The organism is Pseudoalteromonas sp. S16_S37, from assembly GCF_014694405.1.
Classification (GTDB): Bacteria; Pseudomonadota; Gammaproteobacteria; order Enterobacterales; family Alteromonadaceae; genus Pseudoalteromonas.
Genome location: NZ_JAAUWV010000035.1, coordinates 1 through 25,452, shown reverse-complemented (window position 1 = coordinate 25,452; position 25,452 = coordinate 1). Strand labels below are relative to the sequence as shown.

Annotated in this window: 26 protein-coding genes; 10 read left to right on the top strand and 16 right to left on the bottom strand. The window is 41.5% G+C overall.

All coding sequences use genetic code 11. The features are described from left to right. Window positions 1–41: 41 nt before the first annotated feature. The 3 genes from apbC (at window position 42) to HC733_RS14790 (ending at window position 4,329) form a co-directional block, all read left to right on the top strand. Window positions 42–1,115, top strand: coding sequence for an iron-sulfur cluster carrier protein ApbC (gene apbC, locus HC733_RS14800; RefSeq protein WP_190365813.1), 1,074 nt, complete (start codon window positions 42–44; stop codon window positions 1,113–1,115). 3 nt (window positions 1,116–1,118) lie between these two features. Continuing rightward, window positions 1,119–1,712: a dCTP deaminase gene (dcd, locus tag HC733_RS14795; protein WP_190365798.1), complete on the top strand. Its 594-nt coding sequence runs from the start codon at window positions 1,119–1,121 to the stop codon at window positions 1,710–1,712. 142 nt (window positions 1,713–1,854) lie between these two features. After that, on the top strand, window positions 1,855–4,329 hold the full coding sequence (locus HC733_RS14790) for an EAL domain-containing protein (RefSeq protein WP_190365797.1): 2,475 nt from the start codon (window positions 1,855–1,857) through the stop codon (window positions 4,327–4,329). Here the strand turns inward: HC733_RS14790 and HC733_RS14785 are convergent. Further along, entirely contained in the window at window positions 4,289–5,083 is a 795-nt protein-coding gene (locus HC733_RS14785; protein WP_190365796.1) for a CLCA_X family protein, read from the bottom strand. The genes HC733_RS14790 and HC733_RS14785 overlap by 41 nt on opposite strands. Next, the gene (locus HC733_RS14780) at window positions 5,083–5,676 is read right to left on the bottom strand and encodes a tRNA-uridine aminocarboxypropyltransferase (protein ID WP_190365795.1); all 594 of its coding nucleotides are present in this window, start codon (window positions 5,674–5,676) and stop codon (window positions 5,083–5,085) included. The genes HC733_RS14785 and HC733_RS14780 overlap by 1 nt, the downstream gene beginning before the upstream one ends. A 115-nt stretch (window positions 5,677–5,791) precedes the next feature. Between HC733_RS14780 and HC733_RS14775 the strand changes: the two genes are divergently transcribed. Together HC733_RS14775 and HC733_RS14770 are read left to right on the top strand one after the other, a co-directional pair. Beyond that, on the top strand, window positions 5,792–6,136 hold the full coding sequence (locus tag HC733_RS14775; protein WP_190365794.1) for an Hpt domain-containing protein: 345 nt from the start codon (window positions 5,792–5,794) through the stop codon (window positions 6,134–6,136). A 90-nt stretch (window positions 6,137–6,226) separates the two neighbouring features. After that, window positions 6,227–7,444 (top strand): pyridoxal phosphate-dependent aminotransferase, encoded by a 1,218-nt coding sequence (locus HC733_RS14770; RefSeq protein WP_190365793.1) that lies wholly within the window; start codon window positions 6,227–6,229, stop codon window positions 7,442–7,444. Window positions 7,445–7,499: 55 nt separating this feature from the next. Here the strand turns inward: HC733_RS14770 and HC733_RS14765 are convergent, their stop codons facing one another. The 7 genes from HC733_RS14765 to HC733_RS14735 form a co-directional block, all read right to left on the bottom strand. Continuing rightward, on the bottom strand, window positions 7,500–8,174 hold the full coding sequence (locus tag HC733_RS14765) for a M15 family metallopeptidase (RefSeq protein ID WP_190365792.1): 675 nt from the start codon (window positions 8,172–8,174) through the stop codon (window positions 7,500–7,502). An 8-nt stretch (window positions 8,175–8,182) separates the two neighbouring features. After that, window positions 8,183–9,325, bottom strand: a complete 1,143-nt coding sequence (dapE, locus tag HC733_RS14760) for a succinyl-diaminopimelate desuccinylase (RefSeq protein ID WP_194710063.1) — start codon at window positions 9,323–9,325, stop codon at window positions 8,183–8,185. Further along, window positions 9,322–9,669, bottom strand: a complete 348-nt coding sequence (locus HC733_RS14755; RefSeq protein WP_190365791.1) for an ArsC family reductase — start codon at window positions 9,667–9,669, stop codon at window positions 9,322–9,324. The genes dapE and HC733_RS14755 overlap by 4 nt, the downstream gene beginning before the upstream one ends. Window positions 9,670–9,689: 20 nt before the next feature. Continuing rightward, window positions 9,690–10,190, bottom strand: a complete 501-nt coding sequence (locus tag HC733_RS14750; protein WP_190365790.1) for a PTS glucose transporter subunit IIA — start codon at window positions 10,188–10,190, stop codon at window positions 9,690–9,692. After that, complete coding sequence (locus HC733_RS14745) at window positions 10,191–10,571, bottom strand: ACT domain-containing protein (protein ID WP_190365789.1); 381 nt, start codon at window positions 10,569–10,571, stop codon at window positions 10,191–10,193. Between the two features lie 87 nt (window positions 10,572–10,658). Next, entirely contained in the window at window positions 10,659–12,815 is a 2,157-nt protein-coding gene (gene pta / locus HC733_RS14740) for a phosphate acetyltransferase (RefSeq protein WP_190365788.1), read from the bottom strand. Window position 12,816: 1 nt separating this feature from the next. Then, window positions 12,817–14,013 (bottom strand): acetate kinase, encoded by a 1,197-nt coding sequence (locus HC733_RS14735; protein ID WP_190365787.1) that lies wholly within the window; start codon window positions 14,011–14,013, stop codon window positions 12,817–12,819. 151 nt (window positions 14,014–14,164) lie between these two features. Here HC733_RS14735 and yfbV point away from each other — a divergent pair, with 151 nt between their 5' ends. Further along, window positions 14,165–14,611, top strand: a complete 447-nt coding sequence (gene yfbV, locus HC733_RS14730) for a terminus macrodomain insulation protein YfbV (RefSeq protein ID WP_190365786.1) — start codon at window positions 14,165–14,167, stop codon at window positions 14,609–14,611. 23 nt (window positions 14,612–14,634) lie between these two features. On the opposite strand, the gene rlmA is transcribed toward yfbV, so the two are convergent. The 5 genes from rlmA to HC733_RS14705 form a co-directional block, all read right to left on the bottom strand. Continuing rightward, complete coding sequence (rlmA, locus tag HC733_RS14725; RefSeq protein ID WP_190365785.1) at window positions 14,635–15,444, bottom strand: 23S rRNA (guanine(745)-N(1))-methyltransferase; 810 nt, start codon at window positions 15,442–15,444, stop codon at window positions 14,635–14,637. Further along, window positions 15,441–16,067 (bottom strand): hypothetical protein, encoded by a 627-nt coding sequence (locus tag HC733_RS14720; protein WP_190365784.1) that lies wholly within the window; start codon window positions 16,065–16,067, stop codon window positions 15,441–15,443. Before HC733_RS14720 ends, rlmA begins: the two co-directional genes overlap by 4 nt. Window positions 16,068–16,069: 2 nt before the next feature. Beyond that, window positions 16,070–16,879, bottom strand: coding sequence for an exodeoxyribonuclease III (gene xthA / locus HC733_RS14715; protein ID WP_190365783.1), 810 nt, complete (start codon window positions 16,877–16,879; stop codon window positions 16,070–16,072). A gap of 444 nt (window positions 16,880–17,323) precedes the next feature. Continuing rightward, window positions 17,324–18,466 carry a porin gene (locus tag HC733_RS14710; protein WP_190365782.1) on the bottom strand — a complete coding sequence of 381 codons (1,143 nt, stop codon included), beginning with the start codon at window positions 18,464–18,466 and terminating at the stop codon, window positions 17,324–17,326. A 14-nt stretch (window positions 18,467–18,480) separates the two neighbouring features. Then, window positions 18,481–18,921: a substrate-binding domain-containing protein gene (locus tag HC733_RS14705; RefSeq protein ID WP_190365781.1), complete on the bottom strand. Its 441-nt coding sequence runs from the start codon at window positions 18,919–18,921 to the stop codon at window positions 18,481–18,483. Window positions 18,922–19,366: 445 nt separating this feature from the next. Here HC733_RS14705 and HC733_RS14700 point away from each other — a divergent pair, with 445 nt between their 5' ends. After that, window positions 19,367–19,801 carry an exonuclease III gene (locus HC733_RS14700; RefSeq protein ID WP_190365780.1) on the top strand — a complete coding sequence of 145 codons (435 nt, stop codon included), beginning with the start codon at window positions 19,367–19,369 and terminating at the stop codon, window positions 19,799–19,801. 106 nt (window positions 19,802–19,907) lie between these two features. Here HC733_RS14700 and HC733_RS14695 read toward each other — a convergent pair whose 3' ends face one another. Then, complete coding sequence (locus HC733_RS14695; RefSeq protein ID WP_190365779.1) at window positions 19,908–21,197, bottom strand: anti-phage deoxyguanosine triphosphatase; 1,290 nt, start codon at window positions 21,195–21,197, stop codon at window positions 19,908–19,910. 211 nt (window positions 21,198–21,408) lie between these two features. On the opposite strand from HC733_RS14695, the gene HC733_RS14690 reads away from it, so the two are divergent. The 3 genes from HC733_RS14690 (at window position 21,409) to ttcA (ending at window position 24,192) form a co-directional block, all read left to right on the top strand. Further along, window positions 21,409–22,227: a glucosaminidase domain-containing protein gene (locus HC733_RS14690; RefSeq protein ID WP_190365778.1), complete on the top strand. Its 819-nt coding sequence runs from the start codon at window positions 21,409–21,411 to the stop codon at window positions 22,225–22,227. Then, the gene (locus tag HC733_RS14685; protein ID WP_190365777.1) at window positions 22,220–22,882 is read left to right on the top strand and encodes a DUF2987 domain-containing protein; all 663 of its coding nucleotides are present in this window, start codon (window positions 22,220–22,222) and stop codon (window positions 22,880–22,882) included. Before HC733_RS14690 ends, HC733_RS14685 begins: the two co-directional genes overlap by 8 nt. A 416-nt stretch (window positions 22,883–23,298) precedes the next feature. Further along, window positions 23,299–24,192, top strand: a complete 894-nt coding sequence (gene ttcA / locus HC733_RS14680; protein ID WP_190365776.1) for a tRNA 2-thiocytidine(32) synthetase TtcA — start codon at window positions 23,299–23,301, stop codon at window positions 24,190–24,192. 71 nt (window positions 24,193–24,263) lie between these two features. Here ttcA and HC733_RS14675 read toward each other — a convergent pair whose 3' ends face one another. Continuing rightward, complete coding sequence (locus HC733_RS14675) at window positions 24,264–25,361, bottom strand: DUF1501 domain-containing protein (RefSeq protein ID WP_190365775.1); 1,098 nt, start codon at window positions 25,359–25,361, stop codon at window positions 24,264–24,266. Window positions 25,362–25,452: the final 91 nt, after the last annotated feature.

Sequence of the window (25,452 nt, the reverse complement as noted above, 5' to 3'; positions counted from 1 at the left end):
ATTCCGAAGTCTTTTTCATCACTAGAGTACGTTTTATTTCTATGTTTGGTCTCAATAAACTTTTTAAAAAAGACAATCCATTAGAACAACAGATCATCAGTGAATTGGCGGCGTTTAAAAACGGTGTATTTCCTTTAGGTATTAATGCTGATTGGATAACCAACATAGACGTGCAAAAAAGTCCGATAGAAGTGTCACTGCAACTGCCATTTGCCTCGAATGGCATGGCATCTTTACTAAGTGATACGTTATCTAAAAGACTTGATAAACGGTTTGATGTAACAATGACTTGCATCTTGCCAAAGCAGTACCAATACAAAGAAATCAAACACATTGTGCTGGTCGCTTCAGGTAAAGGTGGAGTAGGAAAATCAACAACCGCGGTTCACATTGCGCGAGCTTTGCAAGCCCAAGGTGCAAAGGTTGGCGTCCTTGACGCAGATATTTATGGACCGTCTATCCCTTCGTTATTCTCTGTACTTGGCGAAAAACCAACAACACACGATAACAAAACACTTAACCCAATAATCAAAGACGAGATTAAGGTACAATCAATCGGATTTTTAGTCTCCCCAGAAGATGCGACTGTGTGGCGTGGGCCAATGGCCTCTCAAGCACTTAGCCAATTACTTAACGAAACGCAGTGGGGAGAGATTGACTATTTAATCGTGGATATGCCGCCCGGAACTGGCGATATTCAGCTGACGATGACGCAAAAAGTACCTGCAAGTGGTGCTCTGATCGTAACGACTCCGCAAGATCTTGCTTTGTTAGATGCGCAAAAAGGCATTGCAATGTTTAACAAAGTGAATTTGCCTGTGTTAGGGGTAGTTGAGAACATGAGCCACTTCATCTGCACACATTGTGGTGAAAAAAGTCATGTCTTCGGGACGCGCGGCGCTGAGCAATTAGCACAGCGACATGGCGTGCCACTATTAGCTGAAATACCTCTTAACGCAAAAATTAGAGAAGCATCGGAGCATAAACAAACAATGTTGGCTCATGATACGGGTATTTTTGAACATTACATAGCATGTGCTCAACTTTTAAGCAGTATGCTGTATTACCAAGCACTGTCGACGTCAACTGTCGATATTGTCATAACGGATGACTGATTAATGAGACTGTCAGATAAACATATAAAACAAGCAATCGAAGAAAAAAAGATACTTATAGAGCCTGCACCCAGCGATGAGATGATTTCGGGTATCACTGTAGACTTGAGATTAGGTAATAAATTCAGAGTATTTCAAGATCACGGTGCGCCATACGTGGATTTAAGTGGTCCTAAAGATCAAATAAATGCTGCCATGGAATCTATAATGAGTGACGAAATAGTGCTGGAAGATGGCCAAGCATTCTTTCTTCACCCCGGTCAGCTTGCGCTTGCTATTACCTATGAATCAGTCACTCTACCTGCAGACTTAGTTGGCTGGCTAGATGGTCGTTCATCGTTAGCTCGTCTTGGGTTAATGGTACATGTTACCGCACACCGTATCGATCCAGGCTGGTCAGGTAATATTGTGCTTGAGTTTTATAACTCGGGTAAACTGCCTTTAGCCTTAAGGCCAAAGATGAAAATTGGGGCATTGAGCTTTGAAACGATGACTAGCCCAGCGGAAAATCCTTACAACATTCGCAAAGACGCAAAATATAAAGGCCAGAATAGTGCGGTTGCCAGCCGTATAAGTGCTGATAATAACAACGATTAACATCTCAAGTGAACAGGTGGTGTAATTGACTGTAAGGTTAATCGCCACCATTTTTAACTAAACAATTAGCAATAACTCGCAAAGCTTCCATACTAATTATAAGTCGTGTGTAAAATACGTGATGAAAGTTAAAGGAGTTAAGATGGGTATCTGCAAAGCCATTCAGGGTATTGTGCTCTGTCTGACAATGGTAATGAGCTGCTTTTCATTGGCTTCGTCTACATCCAGCTATCTTGATGTTAGCAATCTGAAAACAATTGACGACATTATTAAAATTCAAAGCGATTTCACACCTTTGCAAGAGCCGCATGCTGCTGCGCCTAAACTGGTGTCAACTTGGCTAAAGGTTGATGTTTCTTTGTTTGCAGCATCAAACTCTGCTCAAGTTATATACTTAGAGAAACCAATCAATAGTCTGCTTGAGTTTTACCTTGTAAAGCAAGGGTTTGTAGAAAAAAAAGTCAGTATTCCTAAGGACAACTCAGCATTAACTCGGCTGCAAAGTATCGCTCCACACATCACATATCAAAACGCAGAGCCTAATACTCAAGTTTATATTCATTTACGCGCACCTTATACAGTTAAATTTGATTACCACATTATGTCTGAGCTGGATTTTAAAAAACACAGTCAATCAATGCTGTTTTGGTATGGTATAGAGCTAGGTTTATTGCATTTTGTTGCGTTGTCTTTAGCTTTAATGGCTGTACTGACCAAGGGTAAGCACTTAGCGTTACTCGGTGTCTATATTAGTTTTTTTACAATTCAATGCAGTGTTAATAACGGCAGTATTTACTTTTATTTGCCTATGGAAGTCGGTAAGGCTATTGCGTCATTTAATGGTAGTTGGCTGATATTGGCTTGTGCGATGTGTTTGGCCTACCACCTATCATATTTTTCGTATATGAGAGATAAAAAAACACTTTCTTATACTATTTGGGCCATAACAGGGTCTCTTGTGGCTGTTGCGGTGATCTCTTTTGGTATACAAGCTTCCTTATCAAATCAATTTCAAGCGCTGGCTTGCTTAGTAACAAGTGCTACGTTGATAACAATTTACTATCGTATGAGAGAGGAATCTAGAGACGATATCTGGTTGATGGCCGCTGCTTGGCTGCCGATGTTAGCACTGGGCTTTGTATGGATCAGTATGCAATTAGGCATTATTGCTAATGCGCAAATGCTAGAAATAAGTAAACTGGCAATTGCGACACATATTTTACTTCTGATGTTTCATGTTTTTATTAATGATAAAAAACACAAAGAACGCATTGTTTTTTACAGTTTGCATGACCCTGACACAGGACTATCGAATCGTTTTGCTTTGAACCAATATTTACAGCGTCTAGCGCATGGTAATACACATCATACTTTACTGCTCTTCAGGCCATTGGTTATCCGCTCTATACGTTTGAACATAGGGATTGAGCAGGCTAACAAACATCTAAATGAATTGATCAGTAAGCTATATTTGCAGTTGGATACCTATGGTACAGTCACACTCAGTGATACAAAGGCAACCAAAACCGAGATATTTCGTTTGGATGACACCACTTTTGGCATAACCTTGCTTGGGAAACTGTCTTTGAGCCAAATAGAGCAATATGTTTGCATTTTATCCGGCGTATTTGAGGATGGGATAGAGTACAAAGGTACCCGTCTTGTGGATGAAATAGAAGTAGGCGTTGCTCATTCCCCAATACATGCTAAAACCGCAGAGGGCTTAATACAAAGAGCGATGTTGGCGCTATCTACAAAATCAGAACATAGCGACCGTTGGCAAATATTTGACCTTGCTAACTCGGTGATTTCTGAGCGAAGAATGAGAATATCTTCAGCGATAAAAGATGCGATTGATAATGACGAATTTAGTTTGTATCTGCAGCCTCAGGTAAATCTAGCCACCGGTAAAGTGTTTGGTGCCGAGGGGTTATTACGCTGGTTTCATCCAAAGCTTGGGCAAATACCGCCAGATGAGTTTATTCCTATTGCAGAATCATCGGGACTTATTCATGCATTGACTGAGCTAGTGCTTGAAAAAGGTCTTAACTATCAAAAACAACTGGTTGAACAGTACCCAGGGCACGTTCTATCTTTAAATATGTCGGGCAAAGACTTGGCGAAAAAAGAGCTCTTGGTGCACTTGATCACGCTGGTCAATGAGCTTAATTTGAACCCGTCACAAATAGTAATCGAGATAACCGAATCGGTAACTATCGCCAACGAAAACAATCTGAAAAATGTACTGGACGATTACCGAAGCGTTGGTGTGAAGCTCGCGATAGACGACTTTGGTACCGGCTACTCATCGTTGGCTTATCTAAGTCGCTTAGGGTTTGACGAGTTAAAAATAGATAAACAGTTCATTATGGATATTGAAACCTCAAAAAGCAATCAAACAATCGCCAAAGCTATGTCGGATATGGCGCATAGTCTGGGTTTGAAAGTGGTTGCTGAAGGTATTGAAAGTGTTGAAAGTTATACTCGTTTGCAACACTATGGATGCGATTATGGACAAGGTTATTTTATTGCAAAATCACTGTCATTTGATGAGTATTTGCAATGGCTATACAAAGTCAGTCAGAGCGATGATGTAAAGCTGTACCTAACGCTTTAAAATAGTTAAAGATGATATCCGAGAGAATGGCGGTTTGAGCTAAATCAGGGAATCCACCTTGCTGTTGTAGTTCGCTGTTTTTTACACCACTTACTAAATATTCATTGCTTATTGAGGTATTGTAAGCAATGCACGTTTCAAAAGCACGGGCACTTAATTCTTGAGGACGACTGAAATAAAGCAGCCCATATTGGTTATCAAGTTGTTTAGCGTGCTCAAAGAATTGACTTGGTTTATCTCCATCGCTAGATAAAAGAATCGTTTTAAAAAATTGTGTAAGTTGTAAATTGAGTGGGTGGTGGTTGCTTAGGGGGTGTTGTAGCCACAGGCTTGATGCAAATGACAGTGGCCTAGAGTGCGCAAAAAGATGCTTACAAATGTAGTGGTCAAACGCATGCCACCATTCGTGTGCAAGCGCTCCTGCACCGGCATTTTTTGCCAGTGCTAAGGTTCTTGCTGACGCATCATAGTGCGCTTGCACGCCGAGCTGGCCACCAGTGCCAAGCGCAAAGTTTAATGTGCCTTTTAAGCCGATTACAAATGGTGGCACTTGAAGTATTTGTGCAAGATCCGCCAGTGCGTCATAGACTAAATTTGCACCGAGACGTTGCTCGTGTGGCGTGACCCAACTGCCAATAGTAATGGTTTTGAAACCGAAGGTGAGCTTAATTTCTTGGAAATCTGTCTGATCTCCAAAGCGATATTCAGGGCCTTGTCGTTTAAAACCGAAGGTTATTCGCGGGATATGCGCCATTATTCATACCTAGTTTTAACGTGTTCGGGCATGAACTTAGTTTGTTCGGCTATCATGCCATTTAACAAATTGAGTAGAGGTTGTTGATCTTTATGCTCATATTCATTTAAAAATAACGCAACAGCCTCTAGCGATGACAAACTGTTCTCTTGCTCAGCCTTGCGAATTCGATATTGATTATGCGGAAGCTTCGCGAATGTCACTGAGGGAAGCTTCATAAGCCAAGGGTTCGTAGCCAGAATTTTATGGGCCTTTTTCCACGTGCCATCAATAACAACCAGCGTATCAATTTTTTTTGATTGACAGCTTAGCTGTTGAACCGACACAGCTTGTTCATTTGGGTATAACAAAGCGCTATCGCTATTTTCGATAAGTTGTCTTGCGCTCTCAAAATCAGCGGCGTCTTCGCCGATGAACACGTCGATATTAGACAGTTGCAGCGTGAGTAGTCTGACAGTATTTTTGGCAACTGTGACTTCGCTTGGATGCTGCAACACAATAACTTTGGTATTGTTTGCTATGGGAGAGCTGACATATTTGCAAACACATGTGGTGTTTGGGTAATGGCATTTTGGGCAGCAACTTCTTTTCATTGTTTGTTCAAAATCTAAATCATGTGATAAATGTTATCATAAATATCAAATTGTTTTGCTAAGCAAAGGTGAATTGTCTAGCATTAGTAACAATAACCTGTAGGAAGGGAACTTTATGAGTGTAAGTATTGATAATGGGGCATTGGAAAGTATGCAATCCCTACTAGGGGACCAGTTTGAGGATACCTTGATTTTTTGCTGTAGTGAATTTGAAAGGTTGGAGAACGATCTGAAACTCGCACTAGATTCAGACAAACAAGAAGCTATTCGTCATGCCCATAGCTTAAAGTCAAACGCGGCGCAGTTTGGTGCTATAAGTTTGAGTAGTACAGCAAGAGCAATAGAGCAGGGCTTAATTAAAGGGGATGATGCTACCGTAAGTGAAAATATGGATATCATTACGGAGCAAGTTGTTGGCTCAAAGTCGCAATTATTACAATGGCTTTCAAAGAACTCATAACTTTTATAAATATCCGCAATATCTTGTTTTATCCCTCTAGTTTTCATAAGCCTAATTGAGCTATGCTAAGCGGCGGAAATGGGGGGATTAATGACAAAAATCACAAAAAGTAACAAACTTCACGGTGTTTGCTATGACATTCGTGGTCCGGTGTTAACTCAAGCAAAAAAAATGGAAGAAGATGGGCTTAAGGTATTAAAGCTTAACATCGGTAATCCAGCGGCCTTTGGCTTTGATATGCCAGAGGATATGCACCGCGACATCATACGTAATTTATATTCAGCTCAGGGTTATTGTGACTCAAAAGGTTTGTATTCTGCCAGAGTCGCGGTCTATCAACATTACCAACAAAAATCGTTGCCGCATATTAGTGTAGACAATGTTTATATTGGCAATGGTGTGAGTGAGCTAATTCAAATGACCACGCAAGCATTGCTCAATAATGGCGATGAAGTGCTTATTCCGGCGCCAGATTATCCACTTTGGACTGCCTCGGTAAAACTTGCAGGTGGCACACCGGTCCATTACCGCTGCGATGAACAACAAGATTGGTTTCCTGATTTAGAAGATATCAAGAAAAAGGTAACCAATAAAACCAAAGCATTAGTACTAATCAATCCAAATAATCCCACAGGTGCAGTGTACGATAAAACATTACTGCAAGGGTTAATTGATATCGCTCGTGAGCATCAGTTGTTACTTTTGTCTGACGAGATCTACGAAAAGATTTTATACGATGGTGCTGAGCATACATCGATTGCGGCTTTATGTGACGACTTACCGGTTATCACTTTTAACGGTTTGGCAAAAACATACCGAGCAGCAGGTTTGCGTATGGGCTGGATGATTTTAAGTGGCAAAGTAAGTGCAATGAGTGATTTAGCTACAGGATTAGATATGCTCGCGTCTATGCGTTTGTGCGCCAATGTACCCGCCCAATTTGCAATTCAACAGGCACTTGGTGGGGTTCAGTCAATAGATGCTTTGATAGAACCTGGTGGCCGCCTTTTTGAACAACGTAACATTGCCTATGAAGGCCTAAATAACATTGATGGTTTGTCATGTGTTAAGCCAAAAGGGGCGTTATACGCCTTCGCCAAAGTGGATACGGCTAAGTTCAATGTTAAAAACGATGAAAAAATGATGTTAGACTTGCTGCGAGAAGAGAAAATATTGCTCGTGCATGGTCGAGCGTTTAACTGGCCTGAGCCGGATCATTTCAGGTTGGTATTTCTACCTCATAAAGATGAACTTGAGCCAGCGATGGCACGGATGCAGCGATTTTTCGCAAGTTACCGTCAGTCATAAAAAACGACGGGGGCAGCCATATTTGCGCTGCTACCCGTTTTGTTGAGGTTATGTACTAAGCAGGTAACGTTATATTACGAATAAACCGACGATAAAGTTCAGGTAAGTGGTTCAAAATACATTGCTTACCTAAGACCTCATGCGCCTTAAGCGCAGCGGCAATATTGTCCACATGCTGATGTTGTTCTAGCTGTGTGGCAACGCTTAGGTGGCTGATGTGCCACGGCTCTCTCGCAACGCCTCCTTGAAAGCGCTCATAAGGCCTAAAAAAACCATACTCTTGAATATGCTCATCAAGCCAGAGATTAAATTCGGCAAAAGGGCCCCCAGCGTCATACTCCCAAGGCTCAAGTTGCAAAGATTGCTGCGGTTCTAAGCAGTTGTGTGCATATATGTCTAAGTCGCTGCCAAAATGATGTCGACTGGCTCCAGGTAAAGCAGAGAACAGCATAATCGCTTCGCATTTTTCTAGCTCATTTAGTTTAGCAAGCTCGATTTCATTGCCTTGTAAATCGTATACGGGTCGTTGTCCTGCAAACTTACCATTCCAAATAGCCGCTTGGCGCTCAAAGCTTCTATGACCAGAAGCGACACTTAAATCAAATCCTGCCAGCTTTGCGGCATCTGTAAGTCTGGTTAAATCGTGGACTATATCCAGATGAACGAATTTACCATGCCAATCTGTTAGATGGTTTTGAGCGAGCCCACATGCAATTTGGGAATAGTCCATACTTCTCCTCACGTGAGCAATTTTTCAAGTATGAGTTCATAGATAAGCGCCAGTTTATCCAGATCTTCAACGCTAACACTTTCATTTACTTGGTGAATGGTCGCATTGAGAGGCCCCAACTCAATGACTTTACAGCCAGTTTGCGCAATGAAGCGCCCATCAGAGGTGCCACCAGATGTTTCTGGGATTGCAATCGTTCCCGTCACTTCTTTAATTGCTGCCAATGTGACGTCTAGTAATGGACCCGGCTCAGTTAAAAACGGCAGGCCATTTAACTTCCACTCTATTTCATATTCAAGTTGGTGGGCATGCAAAATATCATGCACTTTGTCTTTTAATTGCTGCTCAGTGACTTCTGTACTAAAGCGAAAATTGAACTGTACGTATAAAACGCCCGGAATGACGTTACCTGCGCCAGTTCCACCTTGAATATTAGAAATTTGAAAGCTGGTGGCTGGGAAGTATTCATTCCCGTTGTCCCAGATTGTTTCACTTAGCTGAGCTAACGCCGGAGCTGCTCTGTGGATTGGGTTAGAGGCTAAGTGAGGATATGCGACATGGCCTTGTTTACCTTTTACCTTTAAGTGCCCAGTTAGAGAGCCTCTGCGGCCATTTTTAACCACATCGCCAAGAGATGAACGTGACGAGGGTTCGCCCACTAAGCACATATCAATTTTTTCGCCACGTGTTTGAAGCATATCCACAACACGTGTTGTGCCATTTACAAAAGGTCCTTCTTCATCTGACGTAATTAAAAAAGAGATAGACCCTTTATGATCTGGATGCTTCTTAACAAAGCGCTCGGTAGCAACAATCATTGCTGCCAAAGCGCCTTTCATATCCGCAGCGCCACGACCGTGCAGCATGCCATCATGAATTTGACCATCAAACGGAGGATATTGCCAAGTAGACTCATCGCCCGTTGGCACAACATCAGTGTGGCCCGCAAAGCAAAAGTGCAGGCCTGAGTTGCCTTTTCTTGCCCAAGTATTCAGCGTATCCACAAAAAAATGTTCTTCAACAGCAAAGCCAAGCGCACTCAAACGTCGATTCATCAGTTTTTGGCATCCCGCGTCTTCAGGTGTTACGGAAGGCAGTTGGATCAAGGATTGCGCGAGTTGTACAACGTCACTGGTAATATGTTCACTCATAGAGCAAAAATCTCTTGGTACTGCTCTTTTTTAAAGCCTAGGTAATATTTGTCATTGTGCACGAGAATAGGGCGTTTAATCATCGCTGGGGCGTCTAGTAAAAGAGCCTTTGCCGTTTGCTCATTAAGAGTTTGTTTTTGTTCTTCAGTTAAAGCGCGATAAGTTGTACCGCGTTTGTTGAGAACATTTTCCCATCCTAACTGTGCAAAAAACGTATCGAGCAAGGTTTCATCCAAACCTTCTTTTCTATAATCATGAAAGCTAAATGCAATGTTGTTGTCGCTAAGAAGTTTTTTTGCTTTTTTTATTGTATCGCAGTTTGGGATACCGTACATGATGGTCATTGTTTATGGCCTTATGTTGGTTACTTTCTGGTTAGAGTGAGCAGGGGATCTTGCCCAGCAGTCACTTGTTTTAAAGGATAATAACATGGTCCCAGCTTATCTGCATTGAGCACAATAAGTGTCCCCAATATTTTTAGTTGTGATGTTGGTAAGTCAAAATAGGCTAGAACTTCGCCTTGCTCGATTTGCTCTTTACCAAAAGCATTAATGGGTTGCCTGTCTAGTGATGCATATTCAGTAGGTAGTTGTACGTGAACCAATAATTTTAGACCGTTATTTGCAACGATAATAAACTCACACCCTTTTCGTTTTATTTGCTCTATCGTTCCGCTAACCGGTGATGTCACTTTGTTACTCGTCATTTCAACACATACACCTCTTCCTAGTATCCCTGTTGAAAATAGCGGTTCAGGATGTACGTTCAGAGGATGAACCTTGCCGGTAAAAGGGCTTGCAAGGTGCATAAAAAGATTGCTAAGCGATGTGATAGGGGCGTAGGTAACTGCTTTAGAAAATTGCATTTATAGAACCAGATATCCGTCTTTTTTGAGGGCTTTTATTGCTGTGTCAATTTGCTGCTGTTTTACGAGTATATAGTCTGTATCGTAAGTTGACACTGAAAAGATTGAAACCTGCGCCTTTGCAAGCACACCAGAAATATTTGCCATGATACCTGTTAATGAAAACCCCAGCGGGCCTATCACTTCAAGCACTCGCCAATCACTCTCAGCGGCAAAGCTGTCTAGCTTAATGTTGCTGGGGCATACAATAGAGAGTTCGTCTTCAGTTTTTGCAATGAAAAAAATATTGGCATTTACCACCTCTCTAGGAATATCGGCATCGCAATCAAGGCTATGAATGGTAAATGTTTGGCTGAGCAGTTGCAGCGTTTGTTTTGACATGCTCTACCTCTTTCCAATAAGTTTAATCTACATAGTATAGCCAAGAGTTTAATAAGTTAACCTTAAAAAACCTTGGCTTGCAGGTAATTATCTTTGCTGATCAGAGATTTGTTGTGCTTGTATTGCTGTAAGTGCAATGGTGTAGATAATGTCTTCTACCAGTGCGCCTCGGCTCAAATCGTTTACAGGTTTGCGCATACCTTGCAGCATTGGACCTATACTGATCAGTTCAGCACTACGCTGTACCGCTTTGTATGTTGTATTACCGGTATTCAGATCTGGAAATACAAAAACGGTAGCCTTACCTGCTACTTTGCTATCAGGTGCTTTTTTCTTTGCAACATTCTCCATGATTGCGGCGTCATATTGCAAAGGTCCATCAATATCGAGATCTGGCCTTTTTTGCTGTGCTAGTTTCGTCGCTTCACGAACCTTATCAACGTCAGCGCCCTGTCCTGATGTCCCTGTGCTGTAGCTTATCATGGCAACACGAGGCTCAATCCCAAATGCAGCTGCTGAATCGGCAGATTGGATGGCGATATCAGCCAACTGTTCGGCGGTTGGATCTGGGTTAATCGCACAGTCGCCGTATACCAATACCTGATCAGGAAGTAGCATAAAAAATACTGAACTGACTAAAGAAGAACCCGGTGCTGTTTTTATCAGTTGCAGAGGTGGTCGAATGGTATTCGCGGTGGTATGCACAGCGCCTGAAACTAGGCCATCCACTTCATCCAATGCGAGCATCATGGTGCCCAAAACCACGTTATCTTGTAATTGCTCTTGTGCAACGACTTCGGTCAGGCCTTTGCCTTTACGTAGTTCAACCATAGGTGCGATGTATTTATCAATATGCTGCTGAGGCTCCAAAATAATTACATTTTCATTTAATTCAACACCTTGTTGAGCTGCAATTCGTTCGATTTCTTCACGCTCGCCAAGTAGCACTGTTTTTGCAATACCTCGCTCACCGCATATCGCAGCTGCTTTAATCGTGCGTGGTTCATTGCCCTCAGGTAACACGATGGTTTTGTTGGCTTTACGTGCCAAATCAGTCAGCAAATAACGAAACGCTGGTGGCGATAATTTACGTGTTTTGGCCACGCCTACAGCTAACTGATCTAACCAATCCGAGTCTATATGGCTTGCATTGTGTTGTTTTACTTTATCGATGCGTTGCTCGTCATCACTGGGTACTTCCATATTAAAATTGTGTAATAGCAATGACGTTCGCCAAGTATCTGCGGTTGTTGCAAGGATAGGTAAACCGGTTTCCATTGCTTGCTCACACAAAGTCATGATGCGAGGCTCAGGTTTAAACCCACCGGTCAGCAATATCGCGCCTATCTTGGTGCCGTTCATCGCAGAAAGGCATGCGGCGACCAGTACATCTGAGCGATCTCCTGGCGTGACAAGCAAAGCACCGGGAGTAAAGTGATTAAGAATATTCGATACCGTTCTGGCACAAAATGTAACTCTGCGTAAACGTCTATGCTCCATATCGCCTGCATTAATTATCTCAGCCTTGAGATAATTGCTTAAGTCAATTACACGAGGTGCAACTAGGTCAAAGTCCCATGGTATGCAGCCAAGCAGCATAAATGGATGTTTACGGAAAATTGGTAACGACGCAAGGCGATTCATTTCGTTTTCAAGCTCTTCAGGCTCATGCTGATCCACTAAATCGGCGCGAGCTCTACCTTGTTCGTCTAATGGTGCGTTTACTTTGTTAAAAATACAGCCCAGCACGCGTGAGTGATTAACCGTACCGTAATTACCTGCGGCAATTTCCAAACGATCTTCGAGTTGCTCATTGCTGTCGTTACCCGGCGTGAGAACAAATACAATATCAGCACCAAGTGTTTGTGCTATTTCCCGGTTTACTCGCCCTGCATAGGGTTGTAATCGAGTAGGGACCATGCCCTCAATGATGGCAACTTCATCATCAGCAATGGCACTTTCAAAGCGCTCTACGATTTCTTCAAGCAAATCATCGCCTTTGCCATCGCCGATCATTTGTTCTGCATAGCTTAACTCAAACGGCTGTGGAGGATTAATGGCTGAACCCTGTTTAACAATCAGAGTTGATTTTTCAGGCCCTTGTTCGTCTTTACGAGGTTGAGCAATAGGTTTGAAAAAATTAACTTTAACTGCTTTTTGCTCAAGCGCACGCACTAAGCCAACCGACACAGATGTCAGGCCGACCCCAGTCGATACTGGGATGAGCATAATACGACGTCCCATATTATTGCTCCTGTGCTATGGCTGCTGCATCCGTTGCAATGACCCACTCTTCGTTGGTGGGGATGACAATGGCACAAGGCAGTTCGCCAGAAGTTATGACACCTTGGTGGCCAAATCGCGCGGCTAAATTTTTATCTTTGTCTAACTGCAATCCTAAAAATGCCAATTGAGATACAACTTTGCTACGGATGGCATCTGAGTTTTCACCGATCCCGCCCGTGAAAATGAGCGCATCAAGGCCACCAAGCGGCACGGCAAAAGCGGCTATCTGTTTGGCTAAGCGATAACAAAATATATCCAGCGCCAGTTTGGCCTGCTCGTGGCCGTTTGCTGCAGCTTCTTCAATGGTTCGACAGTCGTTAGACAGCTCGCTTATCCCAAGTAGTCCACTTTGTTTATTCAATAAAAGGTCTACTTGCGTTGGAGAGTATTTCAATTGGTTTACCAAAAATGCGAAGATCCCCGGGTCAATATCGCCACTTCGAGTGCCCATCATTAGACCTTCTAACGGTGTTAAACCCATGCTTGTATCTACCGATTGACCATTTTTAATGGCTGTAACTGAGCAGCCGTTTCCTAGGTGGGCACTGACGATACGTGAGTTATTTTTATCTAACCCTAAAATTTGATGTGCTTGGGCCGATACATAATAGTGGCTAGTTCCATGAAACCCATAGCGGCGAATACCGTGATTTTTGTATAGCGAGTAAGGTAAGGCATACAAAAACGCTTGTGGTTGCATTGTTTGATGAAATGCAGTGTCGAAAACAGCGATTTGTGGCAAAGTTGAGAATGCAGCTTGTGCTGCTTCGATACCCAACAGGTTAGCTGGGTTATGTAGTGGTGCCAGTGTACTGGTTTGTTTAATCGCTTGCAGCACTTTGTCAGTGATCAACACAGAATGAGTAAAATGTTCTCCACCATGAACAACGCGATGCCCCACGGCAATGAGTTGCATATCTAAGCCAAGATGTTTAACGAGTTCAACTAATCGCGCGATCGCCACTTGATGCGCATCACCTTCATTTAGAGTGATCGTTTGTTTGGCTCCATCGTACTTGTATTTTATAAGCGGTTGTTGCTCGGCAAGGCATTCAGCCAAGCCTGAAAGCACTTCAGCACCAGACTCAATATCGATGATGGCAAATTTAAGACTGGAACTACCACAGTTTAAAACCAGAACATGGGAAGATGACATAATGACTTTCCGTTTTGACAATAACAGTAAACGCATATTAAGCTTAAGGCATGGTGGCGAATAAGCTACACGCTAGACAAAGGTATAATTGACTTAATGATTAGTAATTTTACCCGAATTTTTACTTAAAAGTTAGCACCTAGGAGTGATGATGCAAAAAAGTCTTATTTCACAAGTGCAGCTTGGACGCCAATACGCAAAGGAGTGGCCAATGCGCAAAGAGCTTGCGCCTATGTTTGCGGAATTTAGAGTGGTCAAAGCGACCGAAATGTCGCTGTCTGTGATGCCCGTGTTGGCAATATTTACGGTGTTTTTTCAAACCAGCCAGTTAGGCATGCAATATCTTCCACAAGCAATTGCTATCGCTTTGTTTTTCTTATCTTTACCAGTACAATGCTTGCTGTGGCTAGGCAAACGTTGTGAAACGCCGCTCAATCCTTCGTTGTGCTCTTGGTACAATGAGCTTTATCACAAAATGGTTGCTAATGGTTACGACAGGCCTATAGCGTCGAGAAAACCTCGTTACAGAGATCTTGCGAAATTGCTCGCAGATATGTTCGATAAAATGGACAAAGCATTCACAAAAGAGCAGCTCTAATGTGTAAGAGCTGCTGGTAACGCTCAGGCTCGTTTGAACTCATTAAGATAAAACGATAGCGTGACATCGTGGCTGGCATGCACCTTTAGCGCTTGGTAATGAGTATCTTTAAATTTCCATGCAAAAGGGGTCATTTGGATCAAATGTTCGATCACTTGAGAGTCGATTGTTTGCTTTTCTTCAATTAAAGTGTGATTGGTTAAACTGAAGCCGTTAGGTGTTGCCATTGGCTCATGCAGTTGCACATCATCATAGATAAACTTCTTTAGCTCAAATAAATGTTTTGGTCCTGGGCTGACGATTAGCACTGTACCATTATCCGCACATAGCCGATGCAATTCATTTTCAAAAATTGGAGCAAAAACACTTAAAAGTAAGTCGCCAGTACCATCTGCAAAGGGAGCTTGTTTGATTGAGGCAACACTAAAGTTCACATTTTTGTAGCGCTTAGCGGCATATTTAATCGCAGATTTAGATATATCAACCCCATATATTTGGTGATTGGTTTGCTCGGCGAGTGCGTTTGCAACTGCGTGTGTATAAAATCCCTCTCCACATCCCAAATCTATTACCGTGTTCGGCTGATAACTACATATCAGGTTTACGATGGCTTGGCGCAAGAAAACATAGTGATCAGTGGCAAAAAATGCTCGGCGAGCTTGCACCATCTGCAAATTATCACCTGGTTGCTTAGATTTTTTATTCTGTACAGGTAAGAGGTTAACGTAACCTTCTTTGGCAAAATCGAATTGGTGACGATTTTCACAACACAAGCTTTGTTTTTGCTGTGAAAGTGCCTTTGAGCACAAAGGGCACTGATACAATAAAGTCATTTGTTAAGGTATTCCTGATCATAAAAAGTTTTTACCCAATGAGGGCGATAGGTAATAAGTAATGTAATGGTCATGCCATTTAACATAGCCTCAGGGAACCACATAATAACTGCATAGAATATGTAATTCTCTTTCAGTGTTATCAGGTCATACAGGCCAAGTAAGTAATAATAACCTCCACTGATGAGTATTTTTGCCGCGCCTACTGCACCTGCACATAAAAATGCGCACACAAATATATAGACAAAAAAGTGCCTCGGCAGAAACTTATAGCACAATAAAAATAGACCATAGCTTAAGTAAATCGGAACAAAAACACTGAAAACTAACAACTCAGGCAGCTGGGAGAAAGGCATCTCAGTGAAAGAGACAAGTAACAAACCAGCAAGCAGTCCGCTCAAACAAGCCAGTCGCCAGCCCATGATTAAAGTGACCGCGGTGAGGCCTAAAATATGAATATCAAGGTGTTCCAAAATACCCGCTTTTATTTGCCACATCAGCGCCAAGCAGAGCGCACAAGCAAACACGCCAGTTTGCCTAGCAGGGCGAACAATTAAAGTAGCGTAAGTTTGTTTGTTGATTGTGGCTGCAAAAAGGGCAGCCATCACTATCAAGAGCCACATAATTAAATGTTAAAGGTAGCCCAAATAGGTGCGTGATCGGATGGCTTATCAATGCCACGCAGCTCATAATCTATGTCGCTTTCTACACAATGCTGCATTAATGTATCAGTGGCTAGGATCACGTCAATACGAAGTCCTCTATTGTCGTCAAAGCCGCGTGAACGATAGTCAAACCACGAGTATTGCTCGGTATTATAAGGCTTGAGTTCTCTAAAGGTATCTTTAAATCCCCAAGTTAAAAGCGTATCTAACCATTGGCGTTCTTCAGGTTGGAATGAACATTTACCTGTTTTTAGCCAGCGCTTACGATTAGCTTCACCAATACCTATGTCTAAATCTGTCGGAGAAATATTAATATCGCCCATGACTACTAGCGCTTGTTCTTTGTCACAGTGGGTATCTAAATGGCTCATGAGGTCAGCGTAAAATTGGCGCTTATACGGGAATTTAGTTTCATGATTAATATTATCACCCTGAGGAAAGTAGCCATTCATAATGGTGACTTCTTTGCCCGATAGGCTATCAAAAGTACCAATAATCATGCGTTTTTGAGACTCTTCGGTGTCGCTTAAAAAGCCTTTTTGGATTTGCTTAGCAGGCATTTTTGATAGTAAAGCAACGCCGTAATGTGCTTTTTGACCATGAAAATAAACGTGATATCCCATAGCCTCTACATCTTCAACAGGAAAGGCTTCATCATGTACTTTGATCTCTTGTAAACCAATAACATCGGGTTGATGCTTGTCAATCACAGCTTGAAGTTGATGGAGTCTAGCTCTTAGTCCATTGATATTAAAAGAGATAATTTTCATTTTTAACTACCTTATTATACTAGTGATATTGCTGTCATTGGCGCATTGATTACATTTAGAAGATTTTGCTCAGCCTTACAGTCAATGTTTGGCTGACTAAAACTAAGCTTTTGAATAATATCATTCATTGACTCACAGCTAAATAACCTAAGCTTTCGATTGGCAAATTTGACCGATAACACGATTTTACACACCGGGTGTTGTATTGAACTGTAATCGCCAGTTATCTGCACAATAAGAGCGCTTTGATGTTGAATATCTTAGTTGGGTTGTAATTAATGCCAATTTCATAGCACGTGCAATTGCAAAGTTTCTATCTAAACCTGAGTGCAAATTTTGTGATGGTGGGGAAGTACAATGACAAAGAGGTTGTAGAAAATATTTGCAATAAAAAAGCGCCACTTTAAACTTTTAAAGGGCGCTTCAATTATGACGGCAATTTATTTAGAACACAAAGTCTACGCCGAATGTGATGACTCTAGAATCACCATGGTAAGCCCAACCTGTAGGTTTATGGCCTTGGTCAACAAATTTGTCATACTGAATTTTAAACGCTGCATTTGGTAAAAAGTTATAGCGCAAGCCATAGCCAAGTACATAGTGCTCTTCTAAATCCTCAGTAGGTGTTGCACCTTTGGTTCGTTCATGGTCAGCTTTTGAATACGATATATAAGGCTGGTAGTCACCCCAGTTGTATACCAATGAAAGCAGATAGGTCGGAAACTCAGTCCCAACATTATCATCATAATCTACCATATTGATATCAAAGAGTAAGGTGAACTTATCAAGAGAAATGTTACCGCCTAACCCCATAAATGTTTGCGAGAAAGGCGAATAAGGGTCAATGCTACCGTCTTGTTGAATGGTTTCTCTATCACGGTCGTTTGTAAAATACACGAAACGCAAGTCAAAATTGTCGCCCGAGATATTCCAGTTCATACCAGTGATATCGGTCCAAAACTCATTAACTGTACGGGCATTACCGCCATATAGCTTGTTATAGTAGATCATCTCAACGTTATCATCTGAGTATTCATTACCATAAAAGAAGGTTAATGTGTTTGAAAATCCGCCCATTTCAAAGTCATACATTGCACTTATGCCATTGAACTGGGTAACTTGCCACCAGTATAAATTTGATGGTGGACGCATCCAAGGATAAGCGTAACCGACTTCAGAAAACTCTGAAAAATAGTACATAGGTATATTACGACGGCCAGCCATGATTCTGAGATGCTCTGTCGCTTGATAGGTTACATAATACCAATCAAATTCAGGTTCAAAGTCATCAACGCCTTTTGCTACAAGCTGGGCAGTAGCTGAAAAGTTGTCAGCTAAGTCGATAACCGCTTGCACAGCAAACATTGATTCAGCTTTAAAGGTTAAGTCGTTCTTATATTGTCCAACATCATAAAAGTCAGCAGTGAAGACCTCATCGCGCGTTTGCCCAGGCTTTAATGGGTCGTCAACAGTGCCTAGTGTTTTACCAGCAATGATTGAACCGTAGCCACTGATCTGAACATCTGCGAGCGCACATGTTGACATCAGCATCGCAATGGAGGAAGTAACAGTTAATAAGCTTTTCATATTTATACCCCTACTTAAAATGTTGCTACGACTTTAACTGCATCGGTGGCAGCACCGGCGTCGACGTAACCAATGGCATCTGGATTGGAAGATACAGCCGAAATAATATCACTTGCTGAGTCCATCTCTTGAGGAGGGGTGCCTTTACCCGTAAACAGGATTTTTGACCAGTAAGCTTTCACTTGGCTGCTCGACTTACCTATGACTTTGGTATTGAACTCATCAGTTACTGGGTCCCCAGAACTCGAGCTGATCAGAATTGCCGCTCTGCCATTTGAGAATGACTTAGCTTTACCCAAGAAGATTTTCTTAATTGTTTCTTGGTCGAAGGTGGAGGTATTGCTTGGGTGAACAACGATTGCTACTTCAGCAAATGCACTTGAAACATTAAGTAAACTAAAAGCGGAAACTGCCAGAACAACTTTCCACGTTACTTTTTTTACAGGCCATAACATAGCGAGTTCCTTATGTGAGTTACAAAGAGTTTAAAAATTATGTTGGATAACAAAATTAAAAATAGCCCTTGCGTAAGTTAATGCAAGTATTTGTAGTGAAAATGTAAATTGAGTTTTTGATGTGTCAGTAAGTTTCACATGAAAGCGAGTTGAGTTTGAATTGCTATAAATTCACCAAACCATTACCTAAAACGGGGATTTTTGCTCGCGTACGCCAATTTTTCATAGTATTGGATCGTTGAAGGGCTTAAGTGAAATTACGCCATAAGAGAGGTTAATAACTAGCCTTCCATTGTAAAAATATGGATAGTTGTTAGCGGCGCTAGCTGAACATTTTACCTAGATGTAAATAGTCTATTAAATGAACAAAAAAGAAAGCGTTTATCATTTACAAAGGAAAAGTTGATTATATAATGCGCGCAAATTCGTTCAAATTGGGTATATTATGTTTAAGTCACTATCACTAATTGTTGCACTTTCTACGGTTACTTCAGTATCAGCTCAGGTAGAATACACGCCTGTAAATGCATCTGCTGAGTCAAAAGTTTGTGTAATTGCAGCCCAACAAGGACTTAGCGCTGCTCGTACGGAAGCACAGAAACACGGTATTTTTATCTCTCGTTTTTCACAGACTTTAGTTTGTAACGGTAAAGACGTTCGTGAGATTGCTAAGCAAGCAGATCAGAGCATCAACACATTAGTGGAAAATAAAGTTGCACTTATTGCTAAAACATTGTCTGCAGAAACTGAATTATGCATCAAAGCAGCAAAAGATGGTGTTGCAAGCATTGCGTTACACGGCCATAAAGCACGTAGCCTGCGTTGTAATGACATGCCAGTTAAAGAGTTTGTTAAGCAGTACGGCAAGACAGCTATTTAATTCTGTTGACAACAGTATGTATCTAATCTGCGGTTATGGCTCTATAAAAGCACCTGTAGCCGCTTGGAAAAAAGCCGAGTCATGTTTTATGACTCGGCTTTTTGTTTCATTCACTGGCAAATAACCGTTTATGTGTTCTACGGGCATGTTCATCGGTCATACCACTAAGATAATCGGCTAAAACGCGCATCTGCATTTGTTCTGATTGTGCAAGTTGATATTGCTCTTGGGTTGTGTAGGGCAATAACCTCATAGGATCACTCGCCAATGCACGAAACAAGTCAATAAGTAAATTTTGCCCGCTAAACTCAATTTGCTGCATTTTAGGTTCTCTGATCAAACGCTCAAACACAAATATTTTCAAGATGTCCAATATGTCTGAAAACTCTTCGTCTAAGGTGACACTGTATTTCAACAAAGGAGATTCAAAATCTGGATTTTGGACTGATAGAGCACTGTTAACTATAAATAAATTAACTAATTCACCAATAGCATCTTTTCTTAAAGCTTCATCTCGTGAAAATAGTCTCTCACTTATCTTATCTAGATTTGCATCTAGCCAGGGCGAGTTCAAAGCAGCCAATTTGGGCTGAGCATAGAGCGTCCAGTCGGAATAGGTCAATGTGTCTGTTGCGATGGCATCTTCCAAATCGTGAACGGCATAGGCGATATCGTCAGCAAGCTCCATGATGGCGCAATCAAGAGACTTAAATTGCGTTTTACAGCGGTACTGATCGATGACTTGATGTTGTTGCAGCAACTTTTGATCTTGCTCTGAAAATGGCGAGATTATCCAATCAAATACGTCTTTATCACAGTGATACACCCCTTTTGCTGGTAACCAGTCATTTGCTTTAATAAAGCGTTGCTTACTATCGTGCGTAGGCTTGTTGAACCATAATGTGTCAATGATCGCAGGGTATTTCACAAACCCAAGTAACGTTCTACGAGTTAGATTCATGCCAAACCCTTTACTGTAAGGCTCTAGCTTAGATACGATTCTTAGTGTTTGCGCGTTACCTTCAAAGCCTCCGTGATCTCTCATCAAGTAATTTAACGCAGTTTCGCCGCCATGGCCGAATGGCGGATGGCCAATGTCGTGGGCCAAACATAAGGTTTCAATTAAGCTTGTAGAAGGAAAATGTTCAAATTCAGGATTTTCAATTTTCAAATGCAGTAGCAAACCACTTCCGATCTGCGACACTTCTAAAGAATGAGTCAGGCGCGTACGATAAAAATCGTTCACTCCGATAGCCATGATCTGCGTTTTTGCCTGCAAACGTCTAAATGCTGCGGCGTGAATAATTCGCGAGCGGTCAACTTGCCAAGGAGAGCGGTTGTCATTTGGACGATGTTTATGTTGCTGAGATAATCGTTGTTGCCAAACTGTTTGCATAGATGCTCCGTATTACAATACTCAATAGGCTATACTTTTACATGATAAGTGAACAGAAATTCGCGTTTAATTATTAGTTTAAGTATAATTCGGCGTTGATTTATACGTTTTAAAAATAGCTATGTGCTTGTATACCGATACTAGCAAGCTGGTTAGGTAACTTACAGTCTAAATAATGGAATTGGCTGGCACATTAGCAAAGAGGACAGACATGCAAGTCAGAATTATTAAATTATTGATAGCTTTAGTGTCTATTTGGGCGCTGAGTTATCCTTTTATTTATCCAACAAGTTCATTGCAAACGGCAAACGAAAAGTCGCCGACAAAGCAACCTGCCAAACCAAAGGTAGTTGAGAAGCCGTTACACAATGTGAATCTTCCTAACTTTGCGGCGATTAGGGATGTAAAAGAGAAGAAAAAACGTTTTTTTGATTTTATAAAACCTCATGTTATCGCAGAAAATAAGCTGATTAAACAACAAAGGGCAACCGTAGAGATTGCCCTTATGATGCTCCAAGCTGATGAGCCTTTAACGAAAGCTCAGCTCAAAAAGCTACGCACCATATTTGATTATTATCGTTTAGATAGTTCGGAAATATCAGTAGTATCTTTACAAAATGCCTTACAACACGTTGACATCATTCCAAAAGAACTTGCGCTTATGCAAGCTGCAAATGAATCCGCATGGGGCACATCTCGTTTTGCGCGTATCGGACTGAATTTTTTCGGGCAGTGGTGCTACAAGAAAGGTTGTGGGATGGTTCCAAAACAAAGAGATGATGAGGCTGCACACGAAGTTGCTGCTTTTCAATCTGTACGTGACGCCGTTAAATCGTATTTTAGAAATATCAACACCCATGATGCTTACAGCGAGCTCAGAGCAATGCGCGCTCAGCTGAGAGCGCAAAAGCTGCCGATTGAAGCCACTACTTTAACAGAAGGCCTTGTAGCATATTCTGAGCGCGGTGACGCTTATGTTGAAGAGTTAAACGATATGATCCGCCATAACAAGGATTACTTTGATGAATAAAAAGTGTGTAGTTATTGCCTTGGCATTGCTTGGCTGTATACACAATGTAAGCGCAAAGGAATTTGTGGTTTCATATGACGGCTTTTACGATAGGTTAAAAGTACTTGAAAAAGGCAACTTTGAGTTTGCTCGAGTTAACTTTTATGTGGTCGATATCGCGACGCTTGAGCCATGTAAAATCGCCAAAGGTGAAATTGTCACCGAAAAAAACAGTGCGCCGTTGACCTATACCCAAGATGCTCAGCTATTGTTACCATTTGACAAGCAGTTGGACCAAGATAAAGCGGTTGTGATTATTGAGCCACAGAATCCTAAACATGATTGCCAGCTTAAATTTCAAATTGAAGCCGAGCATTTTAGTGTAGAAAATCTAAATAAAGCAGATATATATCAACTGCATACTGAGTTCGAAGAGCTGTTAGAGGATTTATCAGGTTTTTTTGTCAGTAAATTGATGGGGTTTTTGTTGCCTGAGCAAAGGGGGGTCAAAGTCGAGTTTTCTAGTGACGTCAATTTTGCTGATACGCAAATCAAGTGTGATAATAATTACTGTAACTTCCTAGTCACTGATGATTGGGAAAACAGCAAGGACCGATTTGTTAGTTCACATGCTCACATTGCAATTGAACAAGTAGTTCCTTGGATCAGTAAATAACAGATATTGCTTTTTAAAGTAGTGGTTTTTTGCCACTACTTATCAACTCTTGATGATTTAACCTATATTTTTCATTTTAGATTCAAAATTATAGCCATTTCTGGCTACTGGCTTTTCATGAGAATTTGTCTACAAACTGAAAACAAGGGGTTGCATAACAACTAATAGCTACTGTTTATAATGAGACCTTGTATTGGTACAGCGTGCGTGTACCAGCATCTGGTTGACCAAATAACAAAGTATCTTGCCAAAACCCAATAACTTTGTTTTACCGTTGAGCTTTTTGCTTATTCGCATGGTATCAATGCGACTAAATAGTAGATTGAGCTAGTTCAGCACGAAAAAAATCCGTATAATTGCCGCCCTCTAATTTCCATTGAAAAGTAGTCATTGCGATTGACGATATGAGTAGCAAAATGAGTCAAACAGATACACGAAAAGAAGTTTTTGAATTAAATAAATTACAAAAACGACTGAGAAGGCAAGTGGGTAACGCCATTACCGATTATGGAATGGTTGAGCAAGGCGATGTGGTCATGGCTTGTATCAGTGGCGGTAAAGACTCATTCGCAATGCTAGATATTCTATTACAATTGCAAAAGGTGGCACCTATTTCATTTGAAGTAGTCGCGGTTAACTTAGATCAGAAGCAACCGGGTTTTCCAGAGCATATTTTGCCTGAGTACTTCGAGTCGTTAGAGATCCCTTATTACATTGTTGATAAAGATACGTACTCCGTTGTAAAACAAAAGATACCTGAAGGGAAAACAACGTGTGGCCTATGTTCGCGACTTCGCCGTGGTACGTTGTACTCATTTGCTGAAAAAATCGGCGCGACGAAGATTGCTCTGGGGCATCATATGGACGACATGGTTGAAACATTATTTTTGAATATGTTCCATGGCGCGAGATTGAAAGGTATGCCACCAAAATTGCGCTCTGACGATGGCCGCAATGTGGTTATACGCCCTTTAACATATTGTCGAGAAAACGACTTAATTCGTTATGCAGAACATAAGGAATTTCCAATTATTCCATGTAACTTGTGTGGTTCGCAAGAAAACCTACAACGTCAAAACATTAAAGCAATGTTGGTGGAGTGGGATATGAAGACGCCTGGTCGCGTTGAGAATATATTCAAAGCAATGCAAAATGTTAGCCCAAGTCAATTGGCGGATAAAGCGCTGTTTGATTTTGAAAATCTACCGTTAGATAGAAGTGAAGATCGTCAAGAGTACGAATTTAGCGAAGCTGTGGTGTCTTCAACGAATATTGATGAGTCATTGTTTATTGATGTGACAAACATCTAGCAAGATCAAATAGAAAAAATCGCCACTATGAATGAATTATAATGGCGATTTGTCCTAGGTTAATAAGCCCGTTACTTTTTGAACATATTTGGCAAGTCACCAAAATTTGCAAGAGTACGGAAAATTTGCCGTAAAGTTTGCTGTTCAACGCCAAGCCAAGCGCCTAAACTGGCGGCATATTGCTCTACCGACATGGTTGGGATCAATCGGCCATGGCCAGCATCTAAGGTATGATCTAAAACAGGTTCGGGAATATCTCCAAAAATAGTGCCACCATTTATCGCGCCACCCATAATGAAGTGGTGGCCCCCCCAACCATGATCAGTACCATCACCATTAACAACCAGTGTTCTTCCAAAGTCTGACGCGGTAAATAAAGTTACGCTATCCGATAGCCCCAGTTTTTGCATTGCTTGGTCAAATACACTTATAGACTCATCCATCGTTTGTTGAAGCTGAGGTAAAGAATTGGCTTGATCTGAGTGCGTATCAAAGCCGCCCATCGCAACAAAAAACACTTGTCTTTTTTCGTTCAACTGCTCTCTAATGGCAATTGCTTTACTGACCGTTTCAAGCTGCTTTCCTAAATCAGAATTGCCAAAAGACGGTAGGGTAATTTGCGTGTTTTCCATCGCAGCATTGAACTTTTGATTAGCGTCAAAAGCGCTATTCATCTGACTGGCGACATCTTGTTCAATGAAATGAGTGCCTTGATTAGTAATGGCACTAAAATGTTGTTTTAACAGGTTTGACTCATCAAACTCTTCAAAAATCTCAATGTTAGCTGCGCGACCATTACTGACATGATAAGGCGTTGTTTTATCGCCAGCAATTAACAAGCCCGATCCTGCGGTAGTAATTGCGCTAAAGGTGTTTGGCATGTGCGTACCTTGCGCAATTAATGCATCGTTAAGCTTGCCCGCCCAACCAAATTGGGCCCCTTCAGTTTGACCTGCCAGCCAAATAGATTGCTGGTCGTTATGAGAGAACAATCTTAAAGGTAGTTTGGCACTCTCCTGTTTGAAGGTAGTCGCATTGGTTGGTTCAATCAAAGGACCCACGTTGCCGACGACCGAGAGCCTGCCTTGTTGATATAATTTAGCCATGTTTGACATTTCAGGTGGCAGTGCAAATTGTCGATAGAGCTGGACCCCATTGGTTGGACACATAAGCTAACTTTTTAAGTGGTTGATCCAGTCATGCCGCGTATCTTTGCTTACCGAAGTAAACTTCATCAGGTGTTAGTTCGTTTAGCCCTTG